The sequence below is a fragment of the Robertmurraya mangrovi genome (assembly GCF_034427655.1).
In the GTDB taxonomy this organism is placed as follows: domain Bacteria; phylum Bacillota; class Bacilli; order Bacillales; family Cytobacillaceae; genus Robertmurraya_A; species Robertmurraya_A mangrovi.
This window is the reverse complement of sequence record NZ_JAXOFX010000006.1, coordinates 102822-128311: the sequence shown is the minus strand read 5'-3', so window position 1 is coordinate 128311 and position 25490 is coordinate 102822. Positions and strand designations below refer to the sequence as shown.

General features: G+C 35.2%; 24 protein-coding genes. 19 read left to right on the top strand and 5 right to left on the bottom strand.

All coding sequences use genetic code 11. The features are described 5' to 3' along the window. Positions 1-110 precede the first annotated feature (110 nt). The 4 genes from SM124_RS11340 (at position 111) to SM124_RS11325 (ending at position 2452) form a co-directional block, all read left to right on the top strand. On the top strand, positions 111-647 hold the full coding sequence (locus SM124_RS11340; protein ID WP_322446635.1) for a GNAT family N-acetyltransferase: 537 nt from the start codon (positions 111-113) through the stop codon (positions 645-647). A 216-nt stretch (positions 648-863) separates the two neighbouring features. After that, a complete protein-coding gene (locus SM124_RS11335) occupies positions 864-1322 on the top strand; it encodes a GyrI-like domain-containing protein (RefSeq protein WP_322446634.1) in 459 nt (152 codons plus the stop codon). Between the two features lie 71 nt (positions 1323-1393). Beyond that, positions 1394-1786, top strand: coding sequence for a VOC family protein (locus SM124_RS11330; RefSeq protein ID WP_322446755.1), 393 nt, complete (start codon positions 1394-1396; stop codon positions 1784-1786). Between the two features lie 534 nt (positions 1787-2320). Then, on the top strand, positions 2321-2452 hold the full coding sequence (locus SM124_RS11325) for a hypothetical protein (protein ID WP_322446633.1): 132 nt from the start codon (positions 2321-2323) through the stop codon (positions 2450-2452). Between the two features lie 427 nt (positions 2453-2879). Here the strand turns inward: SM124_RS11325 and SM124_RS11320 are convergent, their stop codons facing one another. Then, a complete protein-coding gene (locus tag SM124_RS11320) occupies positions 2880-4982 on the bottom strand; it encodes a CDP-glycerol glycerophosphotransferase family protein (RefSeq protein ID WP_322446632.1) in 2103 nt (700 codons plus the stop codon). 258 nt (positions 4983-5240) lie between these two features. On the opposite strand from SM124_RS11320, the gene tagD reads away from it, so the two are divergent. The 3 genes from tagD (at position 5241) to SM124_RS11305 (ending at position 8628) form a co-directional block, all read left to right on the top strand. Next, a complete protein-coding gene (gene tagD / locus SM124_RS11315) occupies positions 5241-5639 on the top strand; it encodes a glycerol-3-phosphate cytidylyltransferase (protein WP_322446631.1) in 399 nt (132 codons plus the stop codon). A gap of 270 nt (positions 5640-5909) precedes the next feature. Continuing rightward, positions 5910-6740: an ABC transporter permease gene (locus SM124_RS11310; protein WP_322446630.1), complete on the top strand. Its 831-nt coding sequence runs from the start codon at positions 5910-5912 to the stop codon at positions 6738-6740. Positions 6741-7398: 658 nt separating this feature from the next. Continuing rightward, on the top strand, positions 7399-8628 hold the full coding sequence (locus SM124_RS11305; RefSeq protein ID WP_322446629.1) for a DUF5068 domain-containing protein: 1230 nt from the start codon (positions 7399-7401) through the stop codon (positions 8626-8628). Positions 8629-8789: 161 nt separating this feature from the next. Here SM124_RS11305 and SM124_RS11300 read toward each other — a convergent pair whose 3' ends face one another. After that, complete coding sequence (locus SM124_RS11300; RefSeq protein ID WP_322446628.1) at positions 8790-9263, bottom strand: exosporium leader peptide; 474 nt, start codon at positions 9261-9263, stop codon at positions 8790-8792. Between the two features lie 227 nt (positions 9264-9490). On the opposite strand from SM124_RS11300, the gene SM124_RS11295 reads away from it, so the two are divergent. Beyond that, positions 9491-11041, top strand: coding sequence for a stalk domain-containing protein (locus SM124_RS11295; protein ID WP_322446627.1), 1551 nt, complete (start codon positions 9491-9493; stop codon positions 11039-11041). A 95-nt stretch (positions 11042-11136) separates the two neighbouring features. On the opposite strand, the gene SM124_RS11290 is transcribed toward SM124_RS11295, so the two are convergent. Beyond that, the gene (locus SM124_RS11290) at positions 11137-11583 is read right to left on the bottom strand and encodes a MarR family winged helix-turn-helix transcriptional regulator (RefSeq protein ID WP_322446626.1); all 447 of its coding nucleotides are present in this window, start codon (positions 11581-11583) and stop codon (positions 11137-11139) included. Between the two features lie 230 nt (positions 11584-11813). On the opposite strand from SM124_RS11290, the gene SM124_RS11285 reads away from it, so the two are divergent. From SM124_RS11285 to SM124_RS11240, 10 genes are all read left to right on the top strand, one after another. Further along, positions 11814-12944 (top strand): NAD(P)-binding domain-containing protein, encoded by a 1131-nt coding sequence (locus SM124_RS11285; protein WP_322446625.1) that lies wholly within the window; start codon positions 11814-11816, stop codon positions 12942-12944. An 18-nt stretch (positions 12945-12962) separates the two neighbouring features. Continuing rightward, positions 12963-14327, top strand: a complete 1365-nt coding sequence (locus SM124_RS11280; protein ID WP_322446624.1) for an NAD(P)-binding domain-containing protein — start codon at positions 12963-12965, stop codon at positions 14325-14327. 60 nt (positions 14328-14387) lie between these two features. Then, positions 14388-15638 (top strand): MFS transporter, encoded by a 1251-nt coding sequence (locus SM124_RS11275; RefSeq protein ID WP_322446623.1) that lies wholly within the window; start codon positions 14388-14390, stop codon positions 15636-15638. A 221-nt stretch (positions 15639-15859) separates the two neighbouring features. Further along, entirely contained in the window at positions 15860-16189 is a 330-nt protein-coding gene (locus tag SM124_RS11270; RefSeq protein WP_322446622.1) for an ArsR/SmtB family transcription factor, read from the top strand. Positions 16190-16201: 12 nt separating this feature from the next. Then, complete coding sequence (locus SM124_RS11265; RefSeq protein ID WP_322446621.1) at positions 16202-17500, top strand: arsenic transporter; 1299 nt, start codon at positions 16202-16204, stop codon at positions 17498-17500. Between the two features lie 37 nt (positions 17501-17537). Next, positions 17538-17957 (top strand): arsenate reductase (thioredoxin), encoded by a 420-nt coding sequence (gene arsC / locus SM124_RS11260; protein WP_322446620.1) that lies wholly within the window; start codon positions 17538-17540, stop codon positions 17955-17957. An 82-nt stretch (positions 17958-18039) separates the two neighbouring features. After that, the gene (gene arsD, locus SM124_RS11255) at positions 18040-18393 is read left to right on the top strand and encodes an arsenite efflux transporter metallochaperone ArsD (protein ID WP_322446619.1); all 354 of its coding nucleotides are present in this window, start codon (positions 18040-18042) and stop codon (positions 18391-18393) included. A gap of 12 nt (positions 18394-18405) precedes the next feature. Then, entirely contained in the window at positions 18406-20187 is a 1782-nt protein-coding gene (arsA, locus tag SM124_RS11250; protein ID WP_322446618.1) for an arsenical pump-driving ATPase, read from the top strand. Positions 20188-20347: 160 nt separating this feature from the next. Continuing rightward, positions 20348-20479: a hypothetical protein gene (locus SM124_RS11245; RefSeq protein WP_322446617.1), complete on the top strand. Its 132-nt coding sequence runs from the start codon at positions 20348-20350 to the stop codon at positions 20477-20479. Between the two features lie 12 nt (positions 20480-20491). Further along, a complete protein-coding gene (locus SM124_RS11240; protein WP_322446616.1) occupies positions 20492-20920 on the top strand; it encodes a protein-tyrosine phosphatase family protein in 429 nt (142 codons plus the stop codon). Between the two features lie 48 nt (positions 20921-20968). Here the strand turns inward: SM124_RS11240 and SM124_RS11235 are convergent, their stop codons facing one another. Then, positions 20969-22723 (bottom strand): dihydroorotate dehydrogenase, encoded by a 1755-nt coding sequence (locus tag SM124_RS11235; protein ID WP_322446615.1) that lies wholly within the window; start codon positions 22721-22723, stop codon positions 20969-20971. Positions 22724-23025: 302 nt separating this feature from the next. Between SM124_RS11235 and SM124_RS11230 the strand changes: the two genes are divergently transcribed. Next, positions 23026-23736 carry a DUF2711 family protein gene (locus SM124_RS11230; RefSeq protein WP_322446614.1) on the top strand — a complete coding sequence of 237 codons (711 nt, stop codon included), beginning with the start codon at positions 23026-23028 and terminating at the stop codon, positions 23734-23736. A gap of 78 nt (positions 23737-23814) precedes the next feature. On the opposite strand, the gene SM124_RS11225 is transcribed toward SM124_RS11230, so the two are convergent. Continuing rightward, entirely contained in the window at positions 23815-25401 is a 1587-nt protein-coding gene (locus SM124_RS11225; protein WP_322446613.1) for an ABC transporter substrate-binding protein, read from the bottom strand. Positions 25402-25490: the final 89 nt, after the last annotated feature.

Here is a 25490-nt window from a genome sequence, read left to right as displayed (position 1 = left end):
AGATTTAGCCATTTAGGATACTGTCCGTTCCATACAAATTTTAATGTAAATGGTAATATTATGGAGAAAGTAGATATGGTAATATGAATAAAAGAAGGGAAAGGTGTAAAATGCAAAATTTAGAGACAGAAAGACTATTATTACGGACACTTAGATTAGAAGATTCTGAAAGAGTTGAGGTTTTAGCTAGTGATTATGATGTAGCAAAATCAACTTTAACGATACCTCATCCTTATCCAGAAGGCTCTGCAAGAGATTTTATTACTAGTATACTAGAAGCTGAAAAAAGTGGACGAATATCTATATTTGCTATTGAAGAAAAAGAATCAGGACAATTAATCGGAATCATTAATGTTAGTATAGCTGAGTCATATAAACGAGGAGAACTAGCCTATTGGATAGGAAAGCCTTATTGGGGAAAGGGTTATGGAACAGAAGCAACCAAAGCTCTCATTTCATATAGCTTTAACCAATTAAAATTAAATAAAGTATTTGCTTGTGCGTTCACCGACAATCCAGGTTCGTGGAAAATCATGGAGAAAGTCGGTTTGAAATATGAAGGAACTTTAAAGCAACATGTATCAAGAGATGGAGTTTTTTACGACCTCTGTTATTATGGTTTGCTTAAAGATGAATATAGCCAGTGACAATCAATTAATAACTATATATAAGACCTTCCTATAGATTTTTTTGGACGAAAAGCCGATTTCAAGACGAAATCGGCTTTTCACTATATACTTCATGAAACACACAATACATAGTTATTAAAATAGCAAAAAAAGTTAAGAAAGTAATTTTAATTATTAATATACTTAACTCTATATTGGTTAAGGACTTTTTAAATAAAAAATTGGGGGATTCCTATGAAATTTAAAGAAGTAATAAAAGATTCATTTGTCATAGTAGGTTATAGTTCAGCAGGAAAGTGGAATGACGATATTGTCTATCCCATTCCGCAATTATGGGATATGGCTACCAAATTTATAGGTAACAATATCAATGAGATAGTAGGGGTATGTCTACCTCCAAGAAGTGATCATTACTTTTACACTTGTGGAATTGAAATTGAATCTGTTGATTTTTTTAAAATAGAGAAGGGAATGACCTTACATACCTTTCCTGAGCAAAAATATGTAGTATTTACACATGTTGGCCCCTCTAAGAAAATTCCAAATACTTATTGGGATTTATGGAGAGTTTTCGATGAGGAAGGATATAAGATAAAAGAGGGAATGCCTGAAATTGAAATGGTGAAAGTTCATATGATTGGTAGAGAAGAAAGCGAAGAATATGAGATGGAAATATGGGTTCCTGTTCAATAAAGAAATGATGAAGTCTAAAAAATGTGATTCTTGTAGAAGTGAAAACGAAAGGAGAGAAAAATGAGTAATAAATTGTCCACCATATTTGTATCCAAACAAATCATTACAAAGATTCTTTAACATTTTATACGGATATTCTTGGATTTGAATTGATCAAAGAAACTCCTAACTTCCATAATCGTTATTTTAACACTTGGCTAAAATTAGATTCATTTTATATAGAGCTTCAAACAGGTAAAGTAGGGGAAACTCTTAATAGTGCAAACACAAACACACAAGGGGCCATTCATTTTTGTCTTTGGGTCGATGACTTAGCTAAAGAAGTCCAAAAGATTAAGCAATTCGGATATAACTTTATTAAAAAAAATGGAGAAGAAATCTATAGAGTGGAAGGTGGCCATTTATGTAAAATGATTGCACCTGAAGGTACAATCATTGAACTAAGAGATAACAGAGGAATTTAATCAATTAATATTTCCTGTTAGCAAGAAAGTTTGTAGAGAGATTATTTAAACTCATTGGTGTGCGATATTTTAACAATTAAGGAATGGGTTTTGAGCTTAGAAGAGATTGCTACGGCGATCTTTCTTTTTTTTAGTAAAAATTGTTTAAAGTATTAATTTTAAAAGTGTAAAGTTACACTAAAGTATACTCTGAGTCTATTAAATACAAATTAAAGCTGCGTTAAATAAGGGGTAAGAGTTTTATTTTAAAAAGTTATTGTAGGATGTTTAAAGAAGACTAATAGAGTATTACTCAGGTGCTTATGTTGAAGAAACAAGCCAAATAATAGAACCAATAGCAGTCAGGCTCAAGGATACTATTTAGTTGGAAATTTAATAGACAATAGCCATTTACTGGGGAGGAATAAACTTAAACTGTTCAAAAAAACTCTAAGCCAAAAGAGTCAACTAAATTATAAGATTTTTCTAGCTATTAAACCAAGCATCCATTCTACTCATATAAGTCTCTAAGTAGGGGAGTCCGTTTCTGCGGTCATGAGCTGGTCAGAATATTGTGTAGTAAATGAGAGATTTGATGTAGCCATCTATAAAACGGAGAACGTTTTTGAACATATAAAAGAGGCATGCCCCAATGGATTAGATGTTCATTTTGACAATGTTGGATGAATTGACGCTATTTTTAGTTGAAGTTTATTGTACTATCCGTGGCAATAACGGGTGCTTGAGTTTAACAACGAAGGTAGATAAGGACCATTTCGTGGTAAACATTTTGTAGTAGTCCTTTAACGTGAGTGAGTATTAAGAACAAATATCCACTTAAGTGGTTATTTGTTCTTAATGGATTCCAGCAAATTCGTGACTCTCATATGATGAAAAAATGTCATGGTAATAACCACTAAGCTAAAAACAGAGGATAGTATCGTGCTATATAATAAGCCCTTAACAATATTTTTATTAAACATCGGTATCATTCCTATCTCTGAATAACATTTACGATTATTATTGATTTAATCCCATAAAATATACAAAAAACGGTAGGGGATGATAAGGTTTTTATAAAACAAATTGCTTTTTTAACTCAGAAAAGAGATTTTTAGTTTGAAAAAATCTTTTCCACTACTCTTTGAGTGGAGCTACCGTCCTCTAGATAACAAAACTTATTATAAAAGGAATCAAATTGTTTGGATACCATAAAGCCATCCTCTTCAAACCGTTTGATGGCTTGTATAATTTCCTCGGTCGACCTCACTAACGGACCTGGAGCCTCTTGTTCAAAGTCAAAGTAGAAACCACGAAGATTATCTCGATAATGATCGATATCATATACATAAAAAATCATCGGTCGCTTTAAATTTCCATAATCAAAAAATACGGAAGAATAATCAGTGATTAATATATCAGAGAGTAAGTATAATTCCCGGATATCCTCATAATTAGAAAAGTCGTAAGCAAAACCCTCATATGGTGTAAGATCCAAGTTTTCTGAAACCAAATAGTGAAGGCGAAATAATATTACATAGTCCTCTCCCAACTTTTCCTTCAATAAATCCAAATCTAACTGGATATCAAATCGATATTTTCCTTTTGCATAAAATTGATTGTCCCTCCATGTTGGCGCATACAAAATAACCTTCTTGTTCGAAGGAATCCGGTATTGTTCTAGTAATCGATCAATCGTTTCCTTTTTATTGTAATTGTATATAAAATCATTTCTTGGATAACCCGTTTCTAAAACATCCTTTTCAAATTGAAAGGCTCTTCTAAAGATCTCTGTTGAATAAGCATTGGGTGAAATTAGATAGTCCCAATTCTTTGCCTCTTTAATAAAATTTTTTTTATAATTTTCAGCAGTAGTTCCAGGTATATATACTTCTTCCATATCGGCCGCCAGTCGCTTTAAGGGTGTTCCATGCCACGTCTGGAAATAAACCGTTTTTTTGGGCTTAGGTATCCATAAAGGCATTCTACTGTTTGTGACCCAATAACGTGCACGAGGCATTATGAAAAGCCACTTTAATGAAAACCGTGGTATGCAATTTAGATTTTTATCCTTAAAATTATTCACATACCTTTTATCGATACTCCAATATAACTTATATGGGTATGAATTTTCCCTTAAATACTCAAAAATAGCTCGTGGATTATCACTAAATTGCTTTCCTAAAAAACTTTCAAAAACAACAATTGTTTTACGGGATGGTAATTTTCCAACACAGAAAAAAGCATGTTTATAAAGTCTTTTTACAACAGAATGTTTTTTTATAATTACAAGTGTTTCCTTCAATTTTGTTTTAAGATCAAAATTGTGATCACTAACTGAAATGGTTAAATGTTCTGTTTTTTGTGTTTTGGTAATCAATATTAACTTCTTTGTTCCATTCACTTTTTTTGACAGTGATTTTTGTTTAAAATCAGGAACTTTAATTTTGATTGGAGTTGTTTCAGTTGTTACCATTTTATAGCCTTCAGAATAAGAGAATTTAATCTTTACTTTTAAAGTAAGGGCTTGATTATGATAGGACAGTAAATTTTCAATAGGGAATTGTGCTTCGTAACCTATGTTTTTGAAATCACGTCCTTCGGTGGGAATTCCGTTAACAAAATCAAAACGATTCATTGTTTTTAAAGGAACCTCGAATAAATATTCATCATCATTTGTTGAAAATACCAACGTTCTTTTAAGATCAGGAGGTTCTTGAGTCCATAATGGATTTACGACATACCCCTCTATTCGGATATGATCTTTATTTACAAAATCAATTTGGTGTATTTTTGCGATGAAATTAGGTAATTGCGATTTAAACGAAATATTACCCTTGTTGGTTGTGAATGGTGTCAATAATTTATTGTCTTTGAGAAAGAATTGCAGCTCTAACTCTGAGTAATTACTTTGTAAGCGTGTTCTTTCACTAGAGTCATTGATTAGGTGGGTTACATACAAATCCCAGTCTTTTCCTTCTGTTAACAACCCCTCCAAATCCTGTTCAGTTAAACATGCTTGAACTTTGGTATCAATTCTCGATAAGGGGTACTCTTTTTTTTTGGTTGTATATCGTTCAACAAATAGAAGAGTTAATTGGTCTTGTTCTATAGGAGTGAAATGAGGAAAAATCATTTGAATATGTAAATCCTTATTTTTAAAATAGAGTGAATCTAAAAGACAAGTTTTATTTAGTTGTTTTTTTCTTCTTATCAAAATAATCTACCCCTAATATAAATATATTTAATTTTATTATTTACCGGATAAAAGAATGGATATACTTTAATTTCTATTTCTACATTTTAGGTCTTATTTATATTTTCAATACTTGGGACAAAGTAATTATTTAATTTTTGCCAGAACATTTAAAATTAAGTATTTTAACTTTTTGAATTTTTGGAATAAAAGACAGAATAAAACCCTATAATTACTAAAGAAAAAAATAATCCATTCCTATTATTAAGGAGGACGGAGATGAAAAGAGTATTAACATATGGCACTTTTGATTTACTCCATTTGGGGCATATAAATTTATTAAAACGTGCAAAAGTATTAGGGGATTATTTAATTGTGGGTCTATCTACAGACGAATTTAATGAAGGTAAGAATAAACAAGCATACCATAGCTATGAAAATAGAAAAATGATTTTGGAGTCAATATGCTATGTTGATGAAGTTATACAAGAAACTAATTGGAATCAAAAAATTGAAGATGTGATTAAATATAATATTGATATTTTTGTTATGGGTGATGATTGGAAGGGTAGCTTTGATTTTCTAAAAGAATACTGTGAGGTAATTTACCTTCCAAGGACAATGGGTATCTCAACTTCGAAAATTAAAAATGATCTAAAGGTGGTAGAAAATGGTTAGGTAAACTGGCCATTTTTCTTTTTTTTTAAGGATTATGTTTACTTTTTATTTTTTATTCCAATTAAGCTAAAAAGTAGGACAAGTATTCTACAAGGCAGTATAGCTTCACTTGTTTATTAATAGAAAAATTAGGAAGGAAAGGCTACTTTGAAATTGAAAGGAAGATTCTATAAGTATAGGTAGAAGGAGACTTATTTTATTGCACCATATTGGCAATAATGATAAAAAATCAGCGTTATTAATTGTTTATAGGAAGGACACTCTTTCATTATGAAGTCACTTATTACGATTATTAGGGAGCAAATTAGCTCCTTCTACCTTATATTAAGACTTTCAGCTTTTGAGATAAAAAGCGCAAATAGTAATAATTATTTAGGCAGACTTTGGGAAGTCTTAAATCCGGCAATTCAGCTTGGTATTTATTGGTTTGTCTTTGGGATTGGAGTTCGCAGGGGTCAAGATATAACAATGGAAAATGGTGTCCAAGTTCCTTTTTTTATTTGGATGGTTACGGGGATGATTGTCTGGTTTTTTGTGAATCCAGCTATCTCCAAGTCGACTAGATCCATTCATTCACGACTTCAACTAATATCTAAAATGAGTTTTCCGATGAGTACCATCCCATCGTTTGTTATCATGGCCAATTTTTATACACATTTAATGTTGGTTGCTGCTGTTGTATTTTTTTTACAATTTACTGATTTTAAGGTTTCAGTTTATTATATCCAGTTACCTTATTTCATGTTTGCAACATTAGTTTTCCTTTTAGCTCTGGGACTTATAACTTCTACTCTTTCGACATTAGTTCGTGATGTTCAGCAAATTGTTCAATCTGTATTAAGAATGTTATTATATGTAACTCCTTTAATTTGGCATACAGATAAACTAGTCTTTAAGGGAATCGATGTAACATTTTTATTCAAGCTAAATCCTCTTTACTACCTTGTTGAAGGGTACCGGGCGTCCTTATTAGGGACTGCTTGGTATACCGTAGAATATACAATGTACACACTCTATTTCTGGGTAGTGGTTCTACTACTGTTAATTGTAGGTTCTACACTTCATCTAAAATTTAGAGACCATTTTGTGGATTATTTATAAAACAAATGTAGGGATACAGATGTGTAAGAAATGTAAGAATTAGATTAATGTATCAACATTTTCGCCTATATTAAAAAATACCCCACTTACGTTAAACTTGTTCAACCAGTCCCTTTTCTCAGTTCTGATCTACTTTATCCTTATGAGCATCTGGAACAAGGTATGTCTCTACAACTCATATTGCTTTCTTACTACTTTATTCCAAAAACTTAATAAACTTTCCAATTCAGATGGCAAGAGATGAGGTGACAATAATTTATACTCCCCCTACTTTTTCAATAATCATCTGAGAGGGTCATTATCACTATGAATATCCTCTTTTTTGTTGGTCTGGCTTAAAATACTGGCTTTAAAATTCTGCTAGAGCAATCTTTTAAACCACATTAAGTATATATTTACTAAAGTAAAAAATCTCAAATATAATACACTTCATAGGACAAAGAAAAATAGTGAATATATAGAACAGGTATATTACTTCAGTCCTGTTTACCTATTTATCCCAGTCAGATTTACCTGTAAAAACAATCTAATAAGCTGAACGAACTAAACCCCATAGGATTTAATTAGGTCCATTGTTCCTTTTTCTGCCAAATAGCCCAAAACCAATTTTTAACATGTTATGATACTTCTGTTATTACATTGAAAAAGGGGCATAACAATGAATTTAAAAAGCTTAGCGTTATTTGGTACTATGTCGTCGGTCCTTTTGTTAGGAGCATGCGGAAGTAAGACTGACGTAAAGGAAGAGGCAAAACCTGTTGCAGCTGAAGAAAAGCAAGATCAAACAGAAGCTGTGGAATCGGATACGGAACAAAAAGCTAAAGATGATGGAACATTCTTGAATCCGTTTATTGCTGAGGATTTAGGAGCAGATGTGGAAGTTGTTTATACGAATAAAAATCCTGAATTGAAGCATGAGTTCAGTAAAGATGTAAGCATTCAAATCGACGAATATCAAATTGTGCATGTGTCCAATATGAACGAATCTAGTAAGTCGAACTTCGATGGAGAAGAGGAAGGATACGTTCTTACATATAAAATGTCATTGGTTAACAACTCAGATGAGGATGTATATTATGCGGGCGGTATTTCCTTATTGTCAGATGATGGAGTAGATTATATCATTCCGAGAGAGTATCTTGTTGACCGTGAACAATGGCTTAATGATGACAGTACGGAGAATCCTTCTCAATACACGAAAGGGACAACATTCACTGGAATGAACGCCCATTCAATGACCAAGGCACAATTTGAAAAACTAAGCTCTCCAACCTTAAAAATCGATGCGTTATTCTTAAATGATGATGTATCGCAAAAATTGGGAGAGGCAGCTATATTCAAAATCCCTTTTAATGATGAGGGTGTTGAAAAAGCGGCGGCATCATCAAAGCTTTACCAAGACCGAATGATGACTGATAGTATTGCGGATAAAGAAGTATTTTTCGAAAAAACGGATATCAATGAAACGAAAGAAATTGATGGTGTGAAAATTACTTTGAATGGTGTCCAGTATGCGAACGTGACGCCAACGGAAGCCTATAAAGATAGTTTTTCTGATTTCGGTGACAGCGGAGTGGTAGCTTTGACCGCGAAAATCACCATTGAAAATGGCAGTGATACTCCGTTTGACAAATATTTAGTTAACAGAAGTCTGACCATCGATAAAAATCGTGGGACTATGTTCAATCAAGGAATGCTTGAGCCGAATGTCAGCGGTACATTTAACCCAGGGGACAAACAAGAGTACCTGACTGTATTCTTATTTAGAAAAGATGAATTCGGCATCTATAAAGAGTTTGAACTTAAAGTTGGCCCGCTAAAAGATGATAAAGCGAATGAGCTATTTAAAGAGAAGACAGTGACATTTGATTTACCAGTGAAAAAGTAACTAGCACTCAATCCGGTTTGAAATGACATGTTCATTTTAGACCGGATTTTTTGTGGCACAGGGACAGGTCCTTGACCCACTAGTTTAATAGATGTCTTAATATTAAGTGGACCATTCTTGCCTAAGGGTAGCATTTCATATGCTACCCTTTTCCTAATACATTAAATACTTAATTTAACAAGATTCAATGCTGCCGCGTTAATACCGTTATCACAAGTCCGAATGGTTTCCCTATTGAAAATGCTATCGTTAATAAGTCGAACTTCGGTACCGTCAGGTATCTCAATAATAGCTTCTCCATGAAGTTCAAAACAAGAAAAATCGTTCACACCAGGTACATATTGATATTGTTGTCCGAATCTTATTTGTGTATTAGGGACGCGGATTCCATTAATCGTAATATTGATTACCGGAGTATAAAAGTTGGTATCTACTGGTAATTGTGGATTCCATGTTACAGTGTAAGTCACAAGATAATCTCCACCATTTTCTACAAGAATTGTATTAGGATCTGTTAGAGTTACTCCACCAGAAGTTGGCCCAGAGAAACTGAATGAAAAAGGCCGGTCAAAACCAACTGTTTGGAATTCATCAGACCAGAAACTACCATACGCAGGCGTTTTTTGAATGCCCATAAAAACAACTCCTTTTCAGATTGATATATTTCTATATCTCTATGAAAAGGAATATTTTTACGATTGGACATGTAAATCAAAATCTTAATAAATGTGTAACTTACTTACAGTTTTTTAATATCTATCTCTATTATTTAAAAATTAAATGTAAAATAAACAAAAGAATGTAAATTTTGGTATAAATTATTATAATGAAAAAGTATCAAGTTCATCGTAGGAGGAAGCACATGAAGAAAGTATTCTTAGCTATTATGTTAGTACTATCCGTAATTTTACCTTCATTGACTCTAAATGTATCTGCATCAAATCTAGTAATCAAGGTAAACGATAAGCAACTATCGAACAGTCCATTTATTAGCAATGGCACAACGTATGTCCCTTTAAATGAAATTGCTGAAAAAATGGGAGAAGCTGTTACGTCTATTGATAGTCAGAAAAAGGTAGTCATCCAAGGTAATAACTTTACGGTAAGTGTAAAAGATGGCCAAACCTTTGCTGTGCTTAATGGGAAAATCGTTCCATTGAAGATTAAAAAAGTAGATGGTAAAGAAGTAAACGCTGAATTGAAGTCGATTTATAAAAACGGCCAAGTCTATGTACCTCTTGAATTTATTTCATCGGGAAATGGTATGACATATGCAGTAGAAACGATAAATGAAGATAACCAAACGATCATTTATATTGGAGACATTCCATCAGCAATAAAGAATGAAATTAGTAAAAGACCAATTGTTTTAAAAGTAAACAACAAGCAAGTATCTAGTAAAGGGAGTCCGTTTAGAAGCAATGGTACCACTTACGTTGCATTGAATGAGATTACAAAGCTTATGGGTAGTGAAGTGTATCCGGGGAAAAACGAAGTCAATGTGGGGCTAGCGTTTTTAGCTTCTGCCACTATAAAAGCCGGTGAATCGACTGCCTCTATTTACGAATCACAAAAAAATAGTAGAGACCGAACAAAAATCGTGCCGTTAAGAAACATAACAATCAATGGAAGAACGACCCCAGACGAAGCAAAGGCAATCAGCAAGAATGGTCAAATTTTTGTACCCGTTGAATTTATTTCATCCACCGATGGGATGAATTATATTGTGGAGACAGTCAAAGACAAATCAAAAACATCCATATACGTAGGGGAACTTCCTTCTAGCCTACAAAAATCCATTAAAAAACAAGGATATGCAACAAAAATTGAATCAGTCACTAAATATCCTGGTAGTATTTATTCAAGTAATAGAATCGTGAAAAATCAACAATTCTATATTCTTAGTGAGCAAGATGGTTTATACAAAATTAAAGTAGGCAAACATCTTGGCTATGTCGAGAAAGATGCTGTCAAAATCGGAAAAACACCAGCAAAAGGCAAGATGTATTCAGATGGATGGGTTGCCCCTAAGTTAAAGTCAAAATGGAGCAAAAATCCACAAGTAAACTATAAAACTCTGCAAAATGAATTAGGATTTTCGAAAGATGGTATGGTTTATGATGTGTTCGGGGCCGTTCGAGGTATCCAAGTGATTCATGATGGAGGTTCTTCAACTGAAGTAGGGATCTCATTCTTTCTATGGAAAACTAAGGAAGTCGAGCAATCGTATCGTATCCCAATTGTAGCAAAAGAAGTGTTTAAATTATATTTTGGTAAGGATGCAAACCGAGTATGGAATTACTTCAACAGAAATGATATTCCAGAAAAGTTTACGGCAAATGGAAGAACCGTGAAAGCCCAATTCATAGAACCGACTGGTTCGCTTTATTTACAAGTGGGTTATAAAAAATAAAAACTCTATCATTTAGTAACTAAAATTTTTTGGCCTATGCATTTATATTGCATAGGCTCTTTTCTATTTAACCAAAAAAGTATATATAACCCACCTTACAGTAATGGCTTACAACAAACCGTAGATTTAGCCATTGCCTCATTAAGAATTTGAATAGATTGTAAGACAGTAGCTCTCTCAAATTCACTCATGTTTGATAGAACCTCATTTAAATATTCCTTCATTTGGGTATCTATGGTGGTGGAAACATATTTTCCTTCAGTAGTTAATGAAAGAATGTATACTCGGCGATCTTCAGGTAAGGGGGTCTTCTTGATCAGTCCCATCTTTACGAGACTTTGAATTTGTCTACTGAATGTAGTGATATCTATTCCTAATTTATTCGCTATCATTTGTACGGAGGGTGATTCTTGTTTATCAATCTCATAGATGATGTGACTTTGGACGACTGAAATGTCAGCACCACCAACTGAGCAGCAGTTCTTACTCAAAAAACCAAATCTTCTAGTCATTATTTGAAATAATTCTCGGATATCTTCCATAAAAAACTCACCTCAATCTATTTATAACATAATAATTGTACTATGCAAACTTATAAACGGTTCCTTTAAATGACTAAATCAATTAATCAGTCTAGATATAATATAAATAAAATGGAATTATTTTTAAAAATCATAAATTCTTGGAAAAAAACACTTGCAAGTTACAAATAAAATTGTTATAACTGAATTAAGAAAAATATTTGCAAATTGCAAATAAAGGAGAGGTTACTATGTTGGATGTCATTATCGTTGGTTCTGGTCCATTTGGAATATCGTTAGCTGCTCATGCTGTTGAAAAGGATTTGAAGTATAAATTATTTGGGTATCCTATGGATTTTTGGAAAAATCAAATGCCCCAAGATATGTTTATTCGCACTCCTCACGAGTTTGTTAGTTTCTCAGATCCAAAGGAAGATTACACAGTGCAAAAATTTGAAGAAGAAACCGGAATTGAACTAGTTTCTCCACTACCAAGACCGATCTTCGTTCAATATTCCGAGTGGTTTGCTCAAAAGACAGGAATTGAATTTACGACTGAACTAGTTAGGAAGGTTACTCCTATTAATGGGTATTTTGAAGTGATCACAGAAACAGGAGAGAAACATACCGCAAAGAATGTCATTATCGCTACAGGTGTTACACATTATAAGCACTTGCCATCATTTTTAAAAGGATTCTCATCAAATTTAGTCACACATACATCGGGCTACACTTCATTCTCTAACTTTAAAGGAAAAAAGGTTGTTGTATTGGGAAGTGGCCAAAGTGCATGGGAAGCGGCCGGTTTATTACACCGTGATGGAGCAGATGTAGAATTAATCTATAGAAAATCTGGTCCGAATTATGCAGGCAGTAGAGAAAATGAAATTGCGCTTCGTGATTATGGAGATGTATTTTATAACTTGCCAATAGAGGAAAAGAAACAAGGATGGGGTCAATCAGCTGGAAGTGTCGCTCATTTTCTAAAACCTTATGTAGAAGGAATTGTTCCTCAAAATAGTAGCTTAGAAGTTACGAAGGTTGAAGAAGTTAGTGAATCAGAGATTAAAATCACTTTATCTAGTGGAGAAGAAAAAATTGTAAACCACATTATCGCAGCCACTGGCTTTCATATCAATCTAGATAAGGTACCATTCCTGGACGATGATTTCTTATCAATGATTGATCGCGAAGAAGGATTCAATCAGTTTCCAAAATTAAAGGAATCTTTTGAATCTAGCGTTCCTGGTTTATATTTTGCAGGCCCATTGTCCTCTCATAGTCATGGACCAACATTTCGATTTATTTTAGGTCTTAAGAAAACAGCCCATTCCATTATCCCTTCCATTGTAAAAAACGGAAGTAAAGCGATAACACTTTAATAAAAAGGAGAAATGATCATGACACGACTAAATAAAGAAAAGCTACCAGTTGCGATTATAGGTGGAGGTCCTGTTGGATTGGCTGCAGCTGCTCACTTAGTAAAAAAAGGGGAAGAATTCATTCTATTCGAGGCCGGTCGTCAAATAGGTGCAAGTGTTTTGGAGTGGGGACATGTGAGAATGTTCTCGCCATGGCAATATAACATTGACCAGGTGGCAAAAGAACTTTTAGATGCTGAAGGGTGGTCTACACCTAATCTTGAAGATGTACCTAATGGGTCAGAGCTTGTAAATGATTACCTGGTACCTTTAAGTGAAATTCCTTCCATAAAAAAGCGAATGGTATTGAATGCTAAAATTGTTGGCGTTGCTAAACATGGATTAGATAAGTTAAAGACATCGGATCGAACAAAAAGGCCTTTTGATTTGTATGTAGAAGTGGATGGCGAAACGACCGTCTATCAAGCAAAAGCAATCATTGATGCATCAGGAACTTGGAAGAATCCGAACCCTTCCTTATCAAATGGAATTTGGACAAAAGCAGAAAAGAATCTATCTGAACACATCACCTATGGAATTCCCGATGTACTTGGAGATAAAGGAACTAAGTATAGCAATAAAACGGTTATGGTTGTTGGAAGTGGTCATTCGGCTATAAACACATTGTTGGACTTAGCTAAATTAAAGGCTACTTATAAAGATACAAAAATCATTTGGGTTTTAAGAAAAAATCATGTTAGAGATGTTTATGGTGGTCAAGAAAATGATCAACTACCAGCTCGAGGAAAACTAGGAATAAGAATTCAAGAATTAGTGGAGACAGAGGCTATTCAAATTTTAACACCATTTTATATCAATCAAATCATAAATAATGGTACTAAGATTACTGTAGAGGGGACATTGAATGACACCGATTACACCGTTAACCATATAGATGAAATGATTGTTGCGACTGGATTTAGACCAGACACATCGTTTCTAAATGAAGTTAGAATAAGCTTAGACCCTGCACTTGAGAGTGTAGAGGCTCTTGCCCCGTTAATTGATCCTAATATTCACAGTTGTGGAACCGTTAGACCACATGGTGAAGAAGAATTAAGGCAGCCAGAGGAAGGTTTTTATATTGTAGGAATGAAAAGCTATGGAAGGGCACCAACCTTCTTATTAGCTACAGGATATGAACAAGTAAGATCTGTTGTCGCTTATCTTACTGGTGATTTCAAAGGGGCTAAGGAAGTTCAATTAATTTTACCAGAAACAGGTGTATGTAACAGTGGAGCTAATGTGGACTGTTGCGAAATTGAGGTAGCAAAGCCCCAAACAAATTCTTGTTGCGTGGAAGCTAAAGTTGAAGTGAAAAGTTCTTCTTGCTGTGGTTCTTAACCAGCCGGTTTTTCGGCTGGTTTTTATAAGTTCATTATTTTATAAAAAGAAGGAATGAATATGGAGAATAAAAAAAGTTCCATTGTTGCCGTTGCCTTAATCACTGCCATATGTTTAGCAGGCGATTCCATGTTGTATATTGTCCTTCCTACTCATTGGAAAGAAGTCGGCTTAGTTTCATTAGTAGAAGTAGGAATTCTTCTTTCCATCAATCGATTTGTCAGGTTACCTTTGAATCCAATTATCGGTTTATTCTATTCAAGAGTAAACTTTCGAAGTGGAATTCTATTGGCGGTTCTTCTTAGTGGAATAACCACTTTAGGATATGGGTTTGCCGAAAAATTTGAGTTATGGGTAGTTTTGCGATGTGTTTGGGGATTTGCATGGTCCTTGTTTAAGTTAGGTGCTTTTCTTCTTATTCTCCAGTTATCGACAGATTCAAATCGTGGAAAGTTCATGGGTACCTATAATGGCTTATATAGACTCGGAAGCTTACTCGGAATGTTACTAGGTGGGTTTCTGGCAGACATCTATGGTATGAAGGTGATTAGTCTCTTTTTAGGTACCATTGCCTTCTTAAGTATTCCATTGATATATAAATACTTACCGACTACCATTCATACAGTAGCCCTCCAAATACATAAGCACAAGGGTTCGAGCTCCTTTAAAAATGGCTATTCGGATATTCTTTGGATGTTGGGAACAGCATTTTTAACGGTTATGATTTTAGAAGGTATGTTTAATGCCATGCTAAGTCATATCATCAATATCCAGATAGCTGAAGAAAGCGCTACTTACTTTTTCATAGGTGCTGCTTCATTAGCAGGTATTCTACAAGCGGTAAGGTGGGGGAGTTTACCTTTTTTAACACCAAGAGTAGGTAGTTTAGTGGATAAAAGTAAAATGAAACCATTCGTTTTATTTGTTTTTATGATCATGGCAACCTTGTCTTTACTCATAATCTCATTAGATATTCCTCTGTTAATCTGGTTACCGTTTCTCATTGTACACTTATTAATCTCTTCAAGTGTAACGACCATTGTAGATACAATGGTGAGTGAACTGGCTTCAAAAATGTCTAATCAAGTGAAAATCATGACAGTTTTTACGATTATTGCTGATTTAGGTGCAGCTCTTGGGCCGATATTAGGTTATACATTTGAGCAATTATTTGGTATAAGAAACGTTTTAGTCGTTTGTGCCATCATTATATTATTCCTATCGATTAGGTGGTTATTACTAGGTAAATTTAATAAACATTCTAGCTTCTTAAATCAAAAAAATCATTCAATTGCCTTAGATCGTAACTAGCTTATACTCTTTTTAGCCCCCGTAGATGCTACGGGGGTTAGGTCTTTGCCTGATAACTACCCTTCATTAGAATAGCTTTGCTATAAGTTAATCACTTAGAGCTAATAATAATCAAAAAATATCTTTACAAATTCTTTACTTGATATCAGTATATAATTATCTTATTATATAAATGAATTCTAATATAAGCGGTTAGTTATATGTATTGTGGAGGTGACAGCATGGAAGTAGAAAAGGTAGCAAACATCTTAAAATTACTTGGTGATAAAACGAGACTAACGATGATGGGGCTATTGGTTGAAAGTGAATGTTGTGTATGCGAATTTGTGGAAATTTTTCAAATGAGTCAACCAGCAATCAGTCAGCATTTAAGGAAATTAAAAGATAGCGGGTTAGTGAAGGAAAAGAAGAGAAGTCAATGGGTGATTTATTCGCTGAATACTGAAAGTGAGTACTATGAGTTAGTGAAAGATTTAATCAATCATATTCCTAATCAAAAAGAAAAGCTTGATGAATTAAATGAAAAAGGTTTAAGAATTAGTTGTGAATAGGGGGGATATGAATTGATTTCAACAGTTTTAGCGATCAGTATTTTTTTACTTACACTCGTTTTCGTTATTTGGCAGCCGAAAGGACTATCCATTGGGTGGACAGCTTGTGGAGGGGCCGTTCTTGCCTTATTGGCACAAGTAGTTGATTTCGGTGATGTTGTTACCGTAACTGGGATTGTTTGGAATGCAACATTAGCGTTTATTGCTATTATTATTATTTCTATCATACTAGATGAAATTGGATTTTTTGAGTGGTCTGCTCTTCATATGGCTCGTATTGCTGGTGGGAATGGATTGAAAATGTTCATTTATGTCACTTTACTAGGAGCTGTTGTTGCCGCTTTCTTTGCAAATGATGGGGCAGCCTTAATCTTGACTCCTATCGTACTAGCGATGGTTCGTGCATTGAAATTTGAAGATAAGATGATCCTTCCATTTATTATGGCAAGTGGGTTTATTGCAGATACAACATCTCTACCACTTGTAGTAAGTAATCTCGTGAATATTGTTTCAGCTGACTTTTTTGGAATTGGGTTTGTGGAATATGCTAGCAAAATGATTGTACCAAACATGTTTTCACTCGTCGCAAGTACCATCGTTTTGTATTTATTTTTCAGAAAAAGCATTCCTAAAGACTATGACTTGAAGCACTTAAAGAAGCCAAGTGAAGCGATTAAAGATGTAAAAATGTTTAAGCTTTCATGGATTGTATTGGGCATATTATTAGTTGGATATTTCATCAGTGAATTTGCCGGTATTCCCGTTTCATTCATTGCTGGAATGGTCGCGATTATCTATTTATTAATGGCTCAAAGAAGCCCTGCAGTACAAACAAAAACAGTACTAAAAGGAGCTCCGTGGGCTGTCGTATTTTTCTCTATTGGAATGTACGTAGTTGTTTACGGCCTACGTAATGTCGGTTTAACTAATATTCTCGCCGATATGATACAAGCAGCTGCAGACCAAGGCTTATTTGCTGGAACGATTGCAATGGGATTCATTGCGGCCATTCTTTCATCTGTCATGAATAATATGCCTACCGTTATGATTGATGCATTAGCGATTGCAGAAACGAATACAACAGGTATTATTCGTGAAGGACTCATTTATGCAAATGTGATAGGTTCTGATTTAGGTCCGAAAATCACACCAATTGGATCCCTTGCTACATTACTCTGGCTTCATGTTCTATCCACTAAAGGTGTGAAAATCACATGGAGTTACTATTTTAAAGTAGGAATTATTCTTACCATCCCAACACTATTAATTACTTTAATTGGTCTTTATTTATGGTTGTTGGTGTTTTATTAAATACATGAAAATATAAACAGAAAAAGGAGCTACTCATATGTCTAAAAAAACAATCTACTTCTTATGTACAGGAAATTCATGCAGAAGCCAAATGGCTGAGGGATGGGCAAAAAAATATTTAAGTGAAAATTGGGATGTATATAGTGCAGGCTTAGAAGCGCATGGTCTTAATCCTAATGCCGTTAAAGCAATGAAAGAATCTAGTATAGATATTTCTAATCAAACTTCTGATGTAATTAACCCTGAGATTTTAAACCATGCTGATTTAGTAGTTACTCTATGTGGTCATGCTGCGGACCATTGTCCAGTTACACCACCACATGTTACGCGTGTTCACTGGGGATTTGATGACCCAGCTAAAGCGGAGGGAACGGACGAAGAAAAATGGGCATTTTTCCAACGTGTACGTGATGAAATTGGAGATAGAATTAAACAATTTGCTGAGACGGGCAAGTAAGTAAATAGCTCAGAGAATCTTTCTCTGGGCCATTTATTATGATTTTTAAGAATGAACGTATTTAAGGTAAAGGAGTGTAAGTATGACAAAAGTAGAAATTTTTGACCCAGCACTGTGTTGTCCTACCGGAGTATGTGGCCCAAGTGTCGATCCAGAATTAACACGAATGGCAACTGCCGTTTTCATTTTAGAGAAAAAAGGATATGACATTTCAAGATTTAACCTTGCTAGTGAACCAGCGAAATTTGCTGAAAATAACAAAGTCAATCAGATTCTCCATGAAAAGGGACCCAATTCTCTTCCGATGACTTTAGTGAATGGAGAAGTGGTTCAATCATCCACTTATCCCTCTAATCAACAACTTGCAGATTGGTTTGGAATATCCGTTGAGGAATTAGAAAGGAAGAAAAGCGGGAATAGTATAAATTTAATTTAGGAGAGTTGAATTATGTTTCAATCATTTGATCCTAAGACCGCCATTTGTACACCATATCTTTTTTTTACAGGCAAAGGTGGAGTTGGAAAAACTTCAACTGCCTGTGCAACAGCGGTTGCATTAGCTGATGATGGTAAGAGAGTATTATTAGTAAGCACAGATCCAGCGTCTAATTTACAGGATGTGTTAGAAGTTGAACTTACGAATACTCCTAAGGAAATTCCGACTGTACCTAATCTTTTTGCATGCAATTTAGATCCTGAACTAGCAGCTCGTAAATACCGTGAAAGGGTAGTGGGGCCTTATAGAGGAGTACTACCTGATAGTGTAGTTGTAACGATGGAGGAGCAAATGTCAGGGGCCTGTACAGTCGAGATTGCGGCCTTTGACGAATTCACCAGTTTACTTGGAAATGAAGCAATAACGGAGAGTTACGGTCATATTATTTTTGATACCGCTCCAACGGGTCATACATTACGACTGCTACAACTTCCAACTGCATGGACAGGTTTTTTAGAAGAGAGTACACATGGAGCATCTTGCCTTGGTCCACTATCAGGCCTTGGTGATAAGAAAGAACTTTATAATAAAACAATGCTGGCTTTATCTGATGCGAAGCAAACCATGCTCATACTCGTAGCAAGACCCGATGAATCATCATTATTAGAAGCGAATCGAGCTGCTGCAGAATTACGTGAAATTGGAATCGAAAATCAAACACTGATTATAAATGGTCTTATGCAAAATTACTTACCAGATGATGAGGTATCTTCGTTTTTCTATATGAAACAACAAAGCGCGATTAGTGAATTACCACTACAACTTAAACAGGGTCTTATTTACTCCTTACCTTATGTTTCCTACTCTTTAACTGGAATAGAAAGCTTAAGATATTTATTCAAATACATCACCTTATCATCAACCCAAGAATCAACAAATAAACGAAGCTCACAAGTAAACCTGCCTAAGCTGAAGGACTTGATTGATGAACTATCTAATCAAAATAAACGGGTGATCTTCACAATGGGTAAGGGCGGAGTTGGAAAAACGACCATCGCATCTGCTATTGCGATAGGATTAGTAGAAAGAGGACACCAAGTTCACTTAACCACGACCGATCCAGCAGCGCATGTGGGCAACATTTTTAAGGATAATCAACTGACTGGAAGCTTAACAATCAGTCAAATTCATCCAAAGCATGAAGTGACAAAATATAAGGAAGAAGTCCTTGCTACTGCAGGAAAGGATCTTGATGAGGATGGTCTAGCATACTTAGAGGAAGACTTAAACTCGCCATGTACGGAAGAGATAGCAGTTTTCCGAGCGTTCGCAGAAGTGGTGGAACGATCAGAATCTGAGATTGTCGTTATTGATACGGCACCAACTGGGCATACTTTATTGCTTTTAGATGCTGCTCAATCTTATCATAAGGAGCTATCCCGTTCTACAGGAGAGGTACCTGAAAGTGTTCAAAAACTATTACCTCGATTAAGAAATCCAAATGAGACAAGTGTGGTAATCGTTACCTTGGCCGAAGCAACTCCTGTTTTAGAGGCTAGTCGTTTACAGAATGATTTAAAGAGAGCTGATATCCATCCAAATTGGTGGGTTATCAATCAAAGTTTACATGCAACCAGCACAAAGGATCCTGTATTAATGGGAAGAGCAAATTCTGAAATACAGTGGATACAAAAAGTTGAAGAGCTATCCGAAAAATGCGCCATTGTTCCAATTATAAATGAAGAACGTATGGGTTCCCTTCAATTAAAAAATTTTTTATATAAGTGTAAGTGAAAGGAGAAACAAAATGCAAATTACCAATGATGCAAGAGATATGTTGAAAAAAGTATTTGCTGATAAAAATGTTAGTGGAATTCGTGTTTATTTTGCTGGCTATGGCTGAGGAAGTCCACAAGTAGGACTGGCTCTGGATGAGCCAGAAAAGGACGATAAAGTGGTCATTATTAATGAAATACAAGTAGCGATTGATGAAATGATTGAACCCCATATTCAAGATCTTGTATTAGGTCTGAATGAAGAGAAAACGGCATTTGTGTTAACAGGGAACGAAAGTAACTGTTGCTAAGGAGGACCCAAAATGAGCGAGAAAAATTACCAAGCTTTAATAAAGGATCGAATTTTCATCGGTGGCGCCGATGATGTTGACGAAGTAATGAGAAATGAAACAGTGGATGTTATTTATGATTTACGAGCAGAAGCTCCAACGCAAGAATCGAAATATAATCGAATCCACAATCCCATTGTAGACGATGAAGAGTTCCAAGAAAAGTCTGTTAAAAAGGCTATTGATGAAGTAATGAAATCCTATAATGAAGGTAAAAAGATTTATTTTCATTGTGGTGGCGGAAGTAATAGAACAGGGACAGTTGCCATTGGAACACTACTTGCATTAGGGGAAGCAGAAACGATTAATGATGCAGAAGAGATGTCTTCAGCGGTCCGTCCCAAAATTAAGGTGAAACCAGAAATGAAAGAAGCTCTAAAGAAGATTTATCCAGACGCATAAGGTCAATCCAAACCCTCAAAAGTCATTGCTTTTTGAGGGTTTTTTAATTTAATTTTTACAAAAAAACGCATAAGATAAACTTAAACCCACAACAAATAGTCCGAGTGCAACATAGGCAGGCAGTAGATGAATAAATGTCGTATATCCTATCGCAAAATGAATGTATATCCCCGCGATAAAGGCAGGAATTCCACCAACGAGATACGTCCACCATATCCACCTGTTTCCTTGTTGAAATCCCCATAAGGAAATCAATAATACTAACAAGCCGACACTTAATAACGCGCTTCCGAAACCTGCTCGGTCATGTGCTAATACAGGGAGTAAGTTTTTGTTAAATGAATCGAGCATTTCAGGTGTCATACAAATATAGCTCAAATCGGTTGAAACGAAGATGGACGTTACACCAATATATGAAATCATCACCCCACCTAGGACAAAGGAGAAACCTAAAAGAACAAAGGCGAGCTGTCCGTAAACGGCCCTTTTCCATATAGCGTCGTTTCTTCTATTTTTCGACGAAGGAGTTCCAGAGATGTTCCTAGTTTTCACGAACCCGTATACGTAAAATGGCAACAACACGAGCCAAAATAATAAATGCAGCCAATCAAAATAACCATAGCCAATAAAGGCAAAGATCCCGAGAAAACCTACAATAGCTGCTGCATCAATCGCCTGTTTAGCCCATTTCAATCCATTTTTCACACCGTGCTTTGCAAGCTGCATGTATACAATTCCACCAGAGATCATCGTTCCTGCTAATGTCATCCGGTCATGTTCCATAAACAACATGATTCGCTCATTGAAATTCCAAACCGACTGCCGAGACATTTCGAGAAAATATTCGTCATAAGGGAGGATGACCGTAGTGACACTAAATAGGAGAGCGAGCAGTCCTCCGAAAAAGATGAATAGCCCAAACAACCAGTAGGCAAACCAACCCGGTTGAGGGGATGGTGAAAGGATGAGGCGATCTAATAGGGCTTCGTTTATTCGTTTCGTCAAACCAGGGCCAGCAAAAACATATCCGTCGGAAACCATCACTAAATCAGCACCAGCATCTAGCAGTTCCAAAGCTTGTTCGGGCTCAGTTATGCCACCTGAGGTAATGATCGTTTTTTCAAATCCATTCTGCCTTAGTACCTTGATGTTTTCTATTAATCTCGTTTCAAGGACAACTCCTGACAAAGCGGATATTTCAGTTAAAAGGCTGTCATCGACGTTAGAAATGGTTAGATAAATGGGTTTCCTAGTTTCAGAAAAGATACTGGTATGTGCCGTTTCTAAAATAAACCCATCCACAAGTCCATCTAATTTTTCAATCATGATTTTAATCTCATCGTAACTTCCTGAAAGACGAGCGAAAATAGGTTGTTTTTTTCTGAGTGTAGAAAGCTTTTTTATCGTTTCTTCTAAGCCTATGGATTCAGGCTTTTTCGGAAATTCTATTTTTTTATTCTTCGTATCCACTTTTGGTTCTGTAAATCTATCAGACTTCCTTATGGTCACAGGACCAATTTCTAAAAAGCCAAATCCTAAGTTGGTAAAAGCCTTCGTTCCAGTTAGAAGCGGATCAATCTTGCCCGACAGCCCAACCGGATTAGGAAAATCAATATGATTGATTTTTTTATGTAAAAGCTTTGAACATTCTTCTCTTCCTAAAAAATTAATGACATGTGATCCCATGCCAAAAGGAAGAGAAGCAACGATGCTCATTCCACGGTGGATGAATTCTCTAGATAAAGTTGGAGGTAATGCTGAGAGAATGGGCTTGAAAATACCGTGATAAGACCAATCTGGCATGAAGAGTTCCTCCTGTCTATTTTTCTTTATTTTAGCATGAAAGGAGACGGAAGCGGGATGGTGCTTGCCCATTCAGTATATTCTAGTCTCTAAATTGTAAGGAGCTTTAAGTAATAAATGCAATTTCAAAAATATGGTAAAATAAAATAAAAAGAGTTGATAAGAGATTTTCAATGAATATGGTCCTTTTATGCAGAGTCACTTAGTCCTCTTGATGTTACGAGTTAAAAAGGGAGAATCGATTAAAAAAGCAAGGCAGTACTTTTTTAGAATGGTAAACGAAAATGAAAGGGGTATGATATATGGAAATAAAAAGAGTACTTCCAGAACCTCATAGATATGCTGTTTGTGCCCATGAAGACCAGCCGATAAAGGAATTTTATAAAGGGGTCTTCAATGAAATCTTTATTTTCTTTCATCCATTTATTAAGCCAGTGACCATTGATTTAGATTTGTTTACTCCAGAAACGTATCCAGACAAATTTCAGGTGATCAAAAATTGCGAAATGGTAACGTGGAAAGAATTTTTAGCTCTAAGTGGGATGAAAAGTTATGAGGAGTTGGATATTGGACTTCGCACGAGTATACTCGGCTTAAAGAAGAAGTATGAGAATAAGAAATTAATGGAGATTATTGATATTGCGAGTAAGAAGTACAGTCTCGTTCCTCCATCAGAAGGTCACTTGCCTGATATTTTAATAAATAAACTTTTAGAAGCAATCAAAAGAGAAAAGTATGATTGGATTTGGGTAGGCGATGAATTTGGTACGGAAAGAAAGTTAGAATATATAGATGATCTAATCAACCAAGATACATTGGCAAGCCATAACCTCTTTACACATGACCATTCAATACTGATAACCACTCATTGGGATAGCCATTTTTCTATGATTTGTTCAGATGATAAAAAGAAGATAGATAGAATTATCCAAACGTGTAATCTGGATGGTTTTTACTGTGATGATAGTACAGAGATATATTGGAGCATACGTAATACATATAAAAATGGTTAGTTTACACATGAGACTATGTATATAAGTGAAAAGTAGGTCCCTATGCTTTATCCCGGGACCTACTTACATTAACATTCTTTAATTATCAAGCCATACATAATTGAACTCACTGAAACCGGTATAATCTATTGCTTCGTCGGAAGTCGGATGGCCTTTTACGTAACTTTTATATGGTAAAAATCCATTTTCGTCCGCAATCGGGTATATCGGTAAGTCTTCTGATAAAATACGTTGAACGTCTTTATACAGAGGAGCACGTGTTTCCTCATCGTATAGTTGTGAACCTTCTGATAATAGTTTATCTAAATCTGAGTTATGATAGCCTGAAAAATTGTTTGTACCGTCTGAAGCTACACGGAAGGCAATGGAGCCTACATCAGGACCATGATAACCGTTCGTGATGGCCATATTAAAGTTCTTGTTTTTCTGAACTTTTTCACTCCAAGCAGCGAATTCAAGAACGTTTAGCTTTACATTAATCCCAATTTGTTTCAGTTGATATTGAACCACTTTGGCTACATCAACAAACGCGCTATATTCATAGACGTCAAAACTAACATCGAAATAAAATCCATCTTTGTTTTTCGTATAACCAGCTTCTTTCAGCAAGTCTTCAGCTTTTTTAGGATCATATCCAGTGACTTTATAATCGTCTGTAACAGCCCAGTCATATACAGGTGATAAGAAGTATTCTGCTGGAATGGCAAGACCATTCATTGCTTTGTTTACAATATCATTATTATCTAAGGCGTAGGCAACAGCCTGTCGTGCCTTTAAGTTATCGAAAGGTTTTTCTGCAAAATTAAAGGCGATATAATAACGTGCCGGAAAGAGATTAGGATCCACCACGATAGAAGGATCATCTTTCATTTGTTGAATCATAGCAGTTGGTGGAGGAAGTTCTGAACTATCAACATCACCATTCAGGAATGCTTGCATCATGGTGTTTTCATCAGGAATAATGGAGAAAATCACCTTATCTACATATGGAACATGCCCAAAATAGTCATCATTTCTTACAAGTGTCATACTTTTTCCGTTATCAAACTTTTCAAATTTGAAAGGACCAGAACCTACTGGATCAATACTCGTACCCGCTTCCCAGTTGTCTCCACTATAAACATGCTCCGGTAAGATAAAAGTACCGTACCAAGCTAAATTCCCTAAAAATGTTACATCCGCATGATTTAACTGAATCACAGTAGTGTTTGCATCAGTGCAACTTACTTCTTTAATGTTTTTTAAATTTCCAACTGCGAAACCATTATTAGCTTTAATGGTGTCTAGAGTCCATTTTACATCATTACAAGAGAAGTCTTTTCCATCATGCCATTTCACATTCGTATTTAAATTAAATGTGATTTCAGTCCCATCTTCTGAAACTACCCAATCCTTTGCTAGATCAGGAATGATTTTTTGTTCATTATTAATTTTAATCAGGCGGCTAAAAATATTTTGTGCCATTGGATAGAATGATTGACCTCCATTGGCATCTGGGTTAAGATTATCAACATTTTCATCAATACTTACAATGAATGTGCCACCTTTTTTAGGTTCTGAACTTGAACCCTTGTCTGTCGTCGTACCCGTTTCTTTTGTTCCCGTACAGCCTGTAATCATTAAAAGAATAAATGCAATCATTAACATGGAAAGGCCTTTTCTCACAAAATAACCTCCTTGAATTTTTTATATTTATTCAGAAATAGAGTGGTTTACCCATTCCTGAAGACAATCCGCATGATAGAACTACTAAA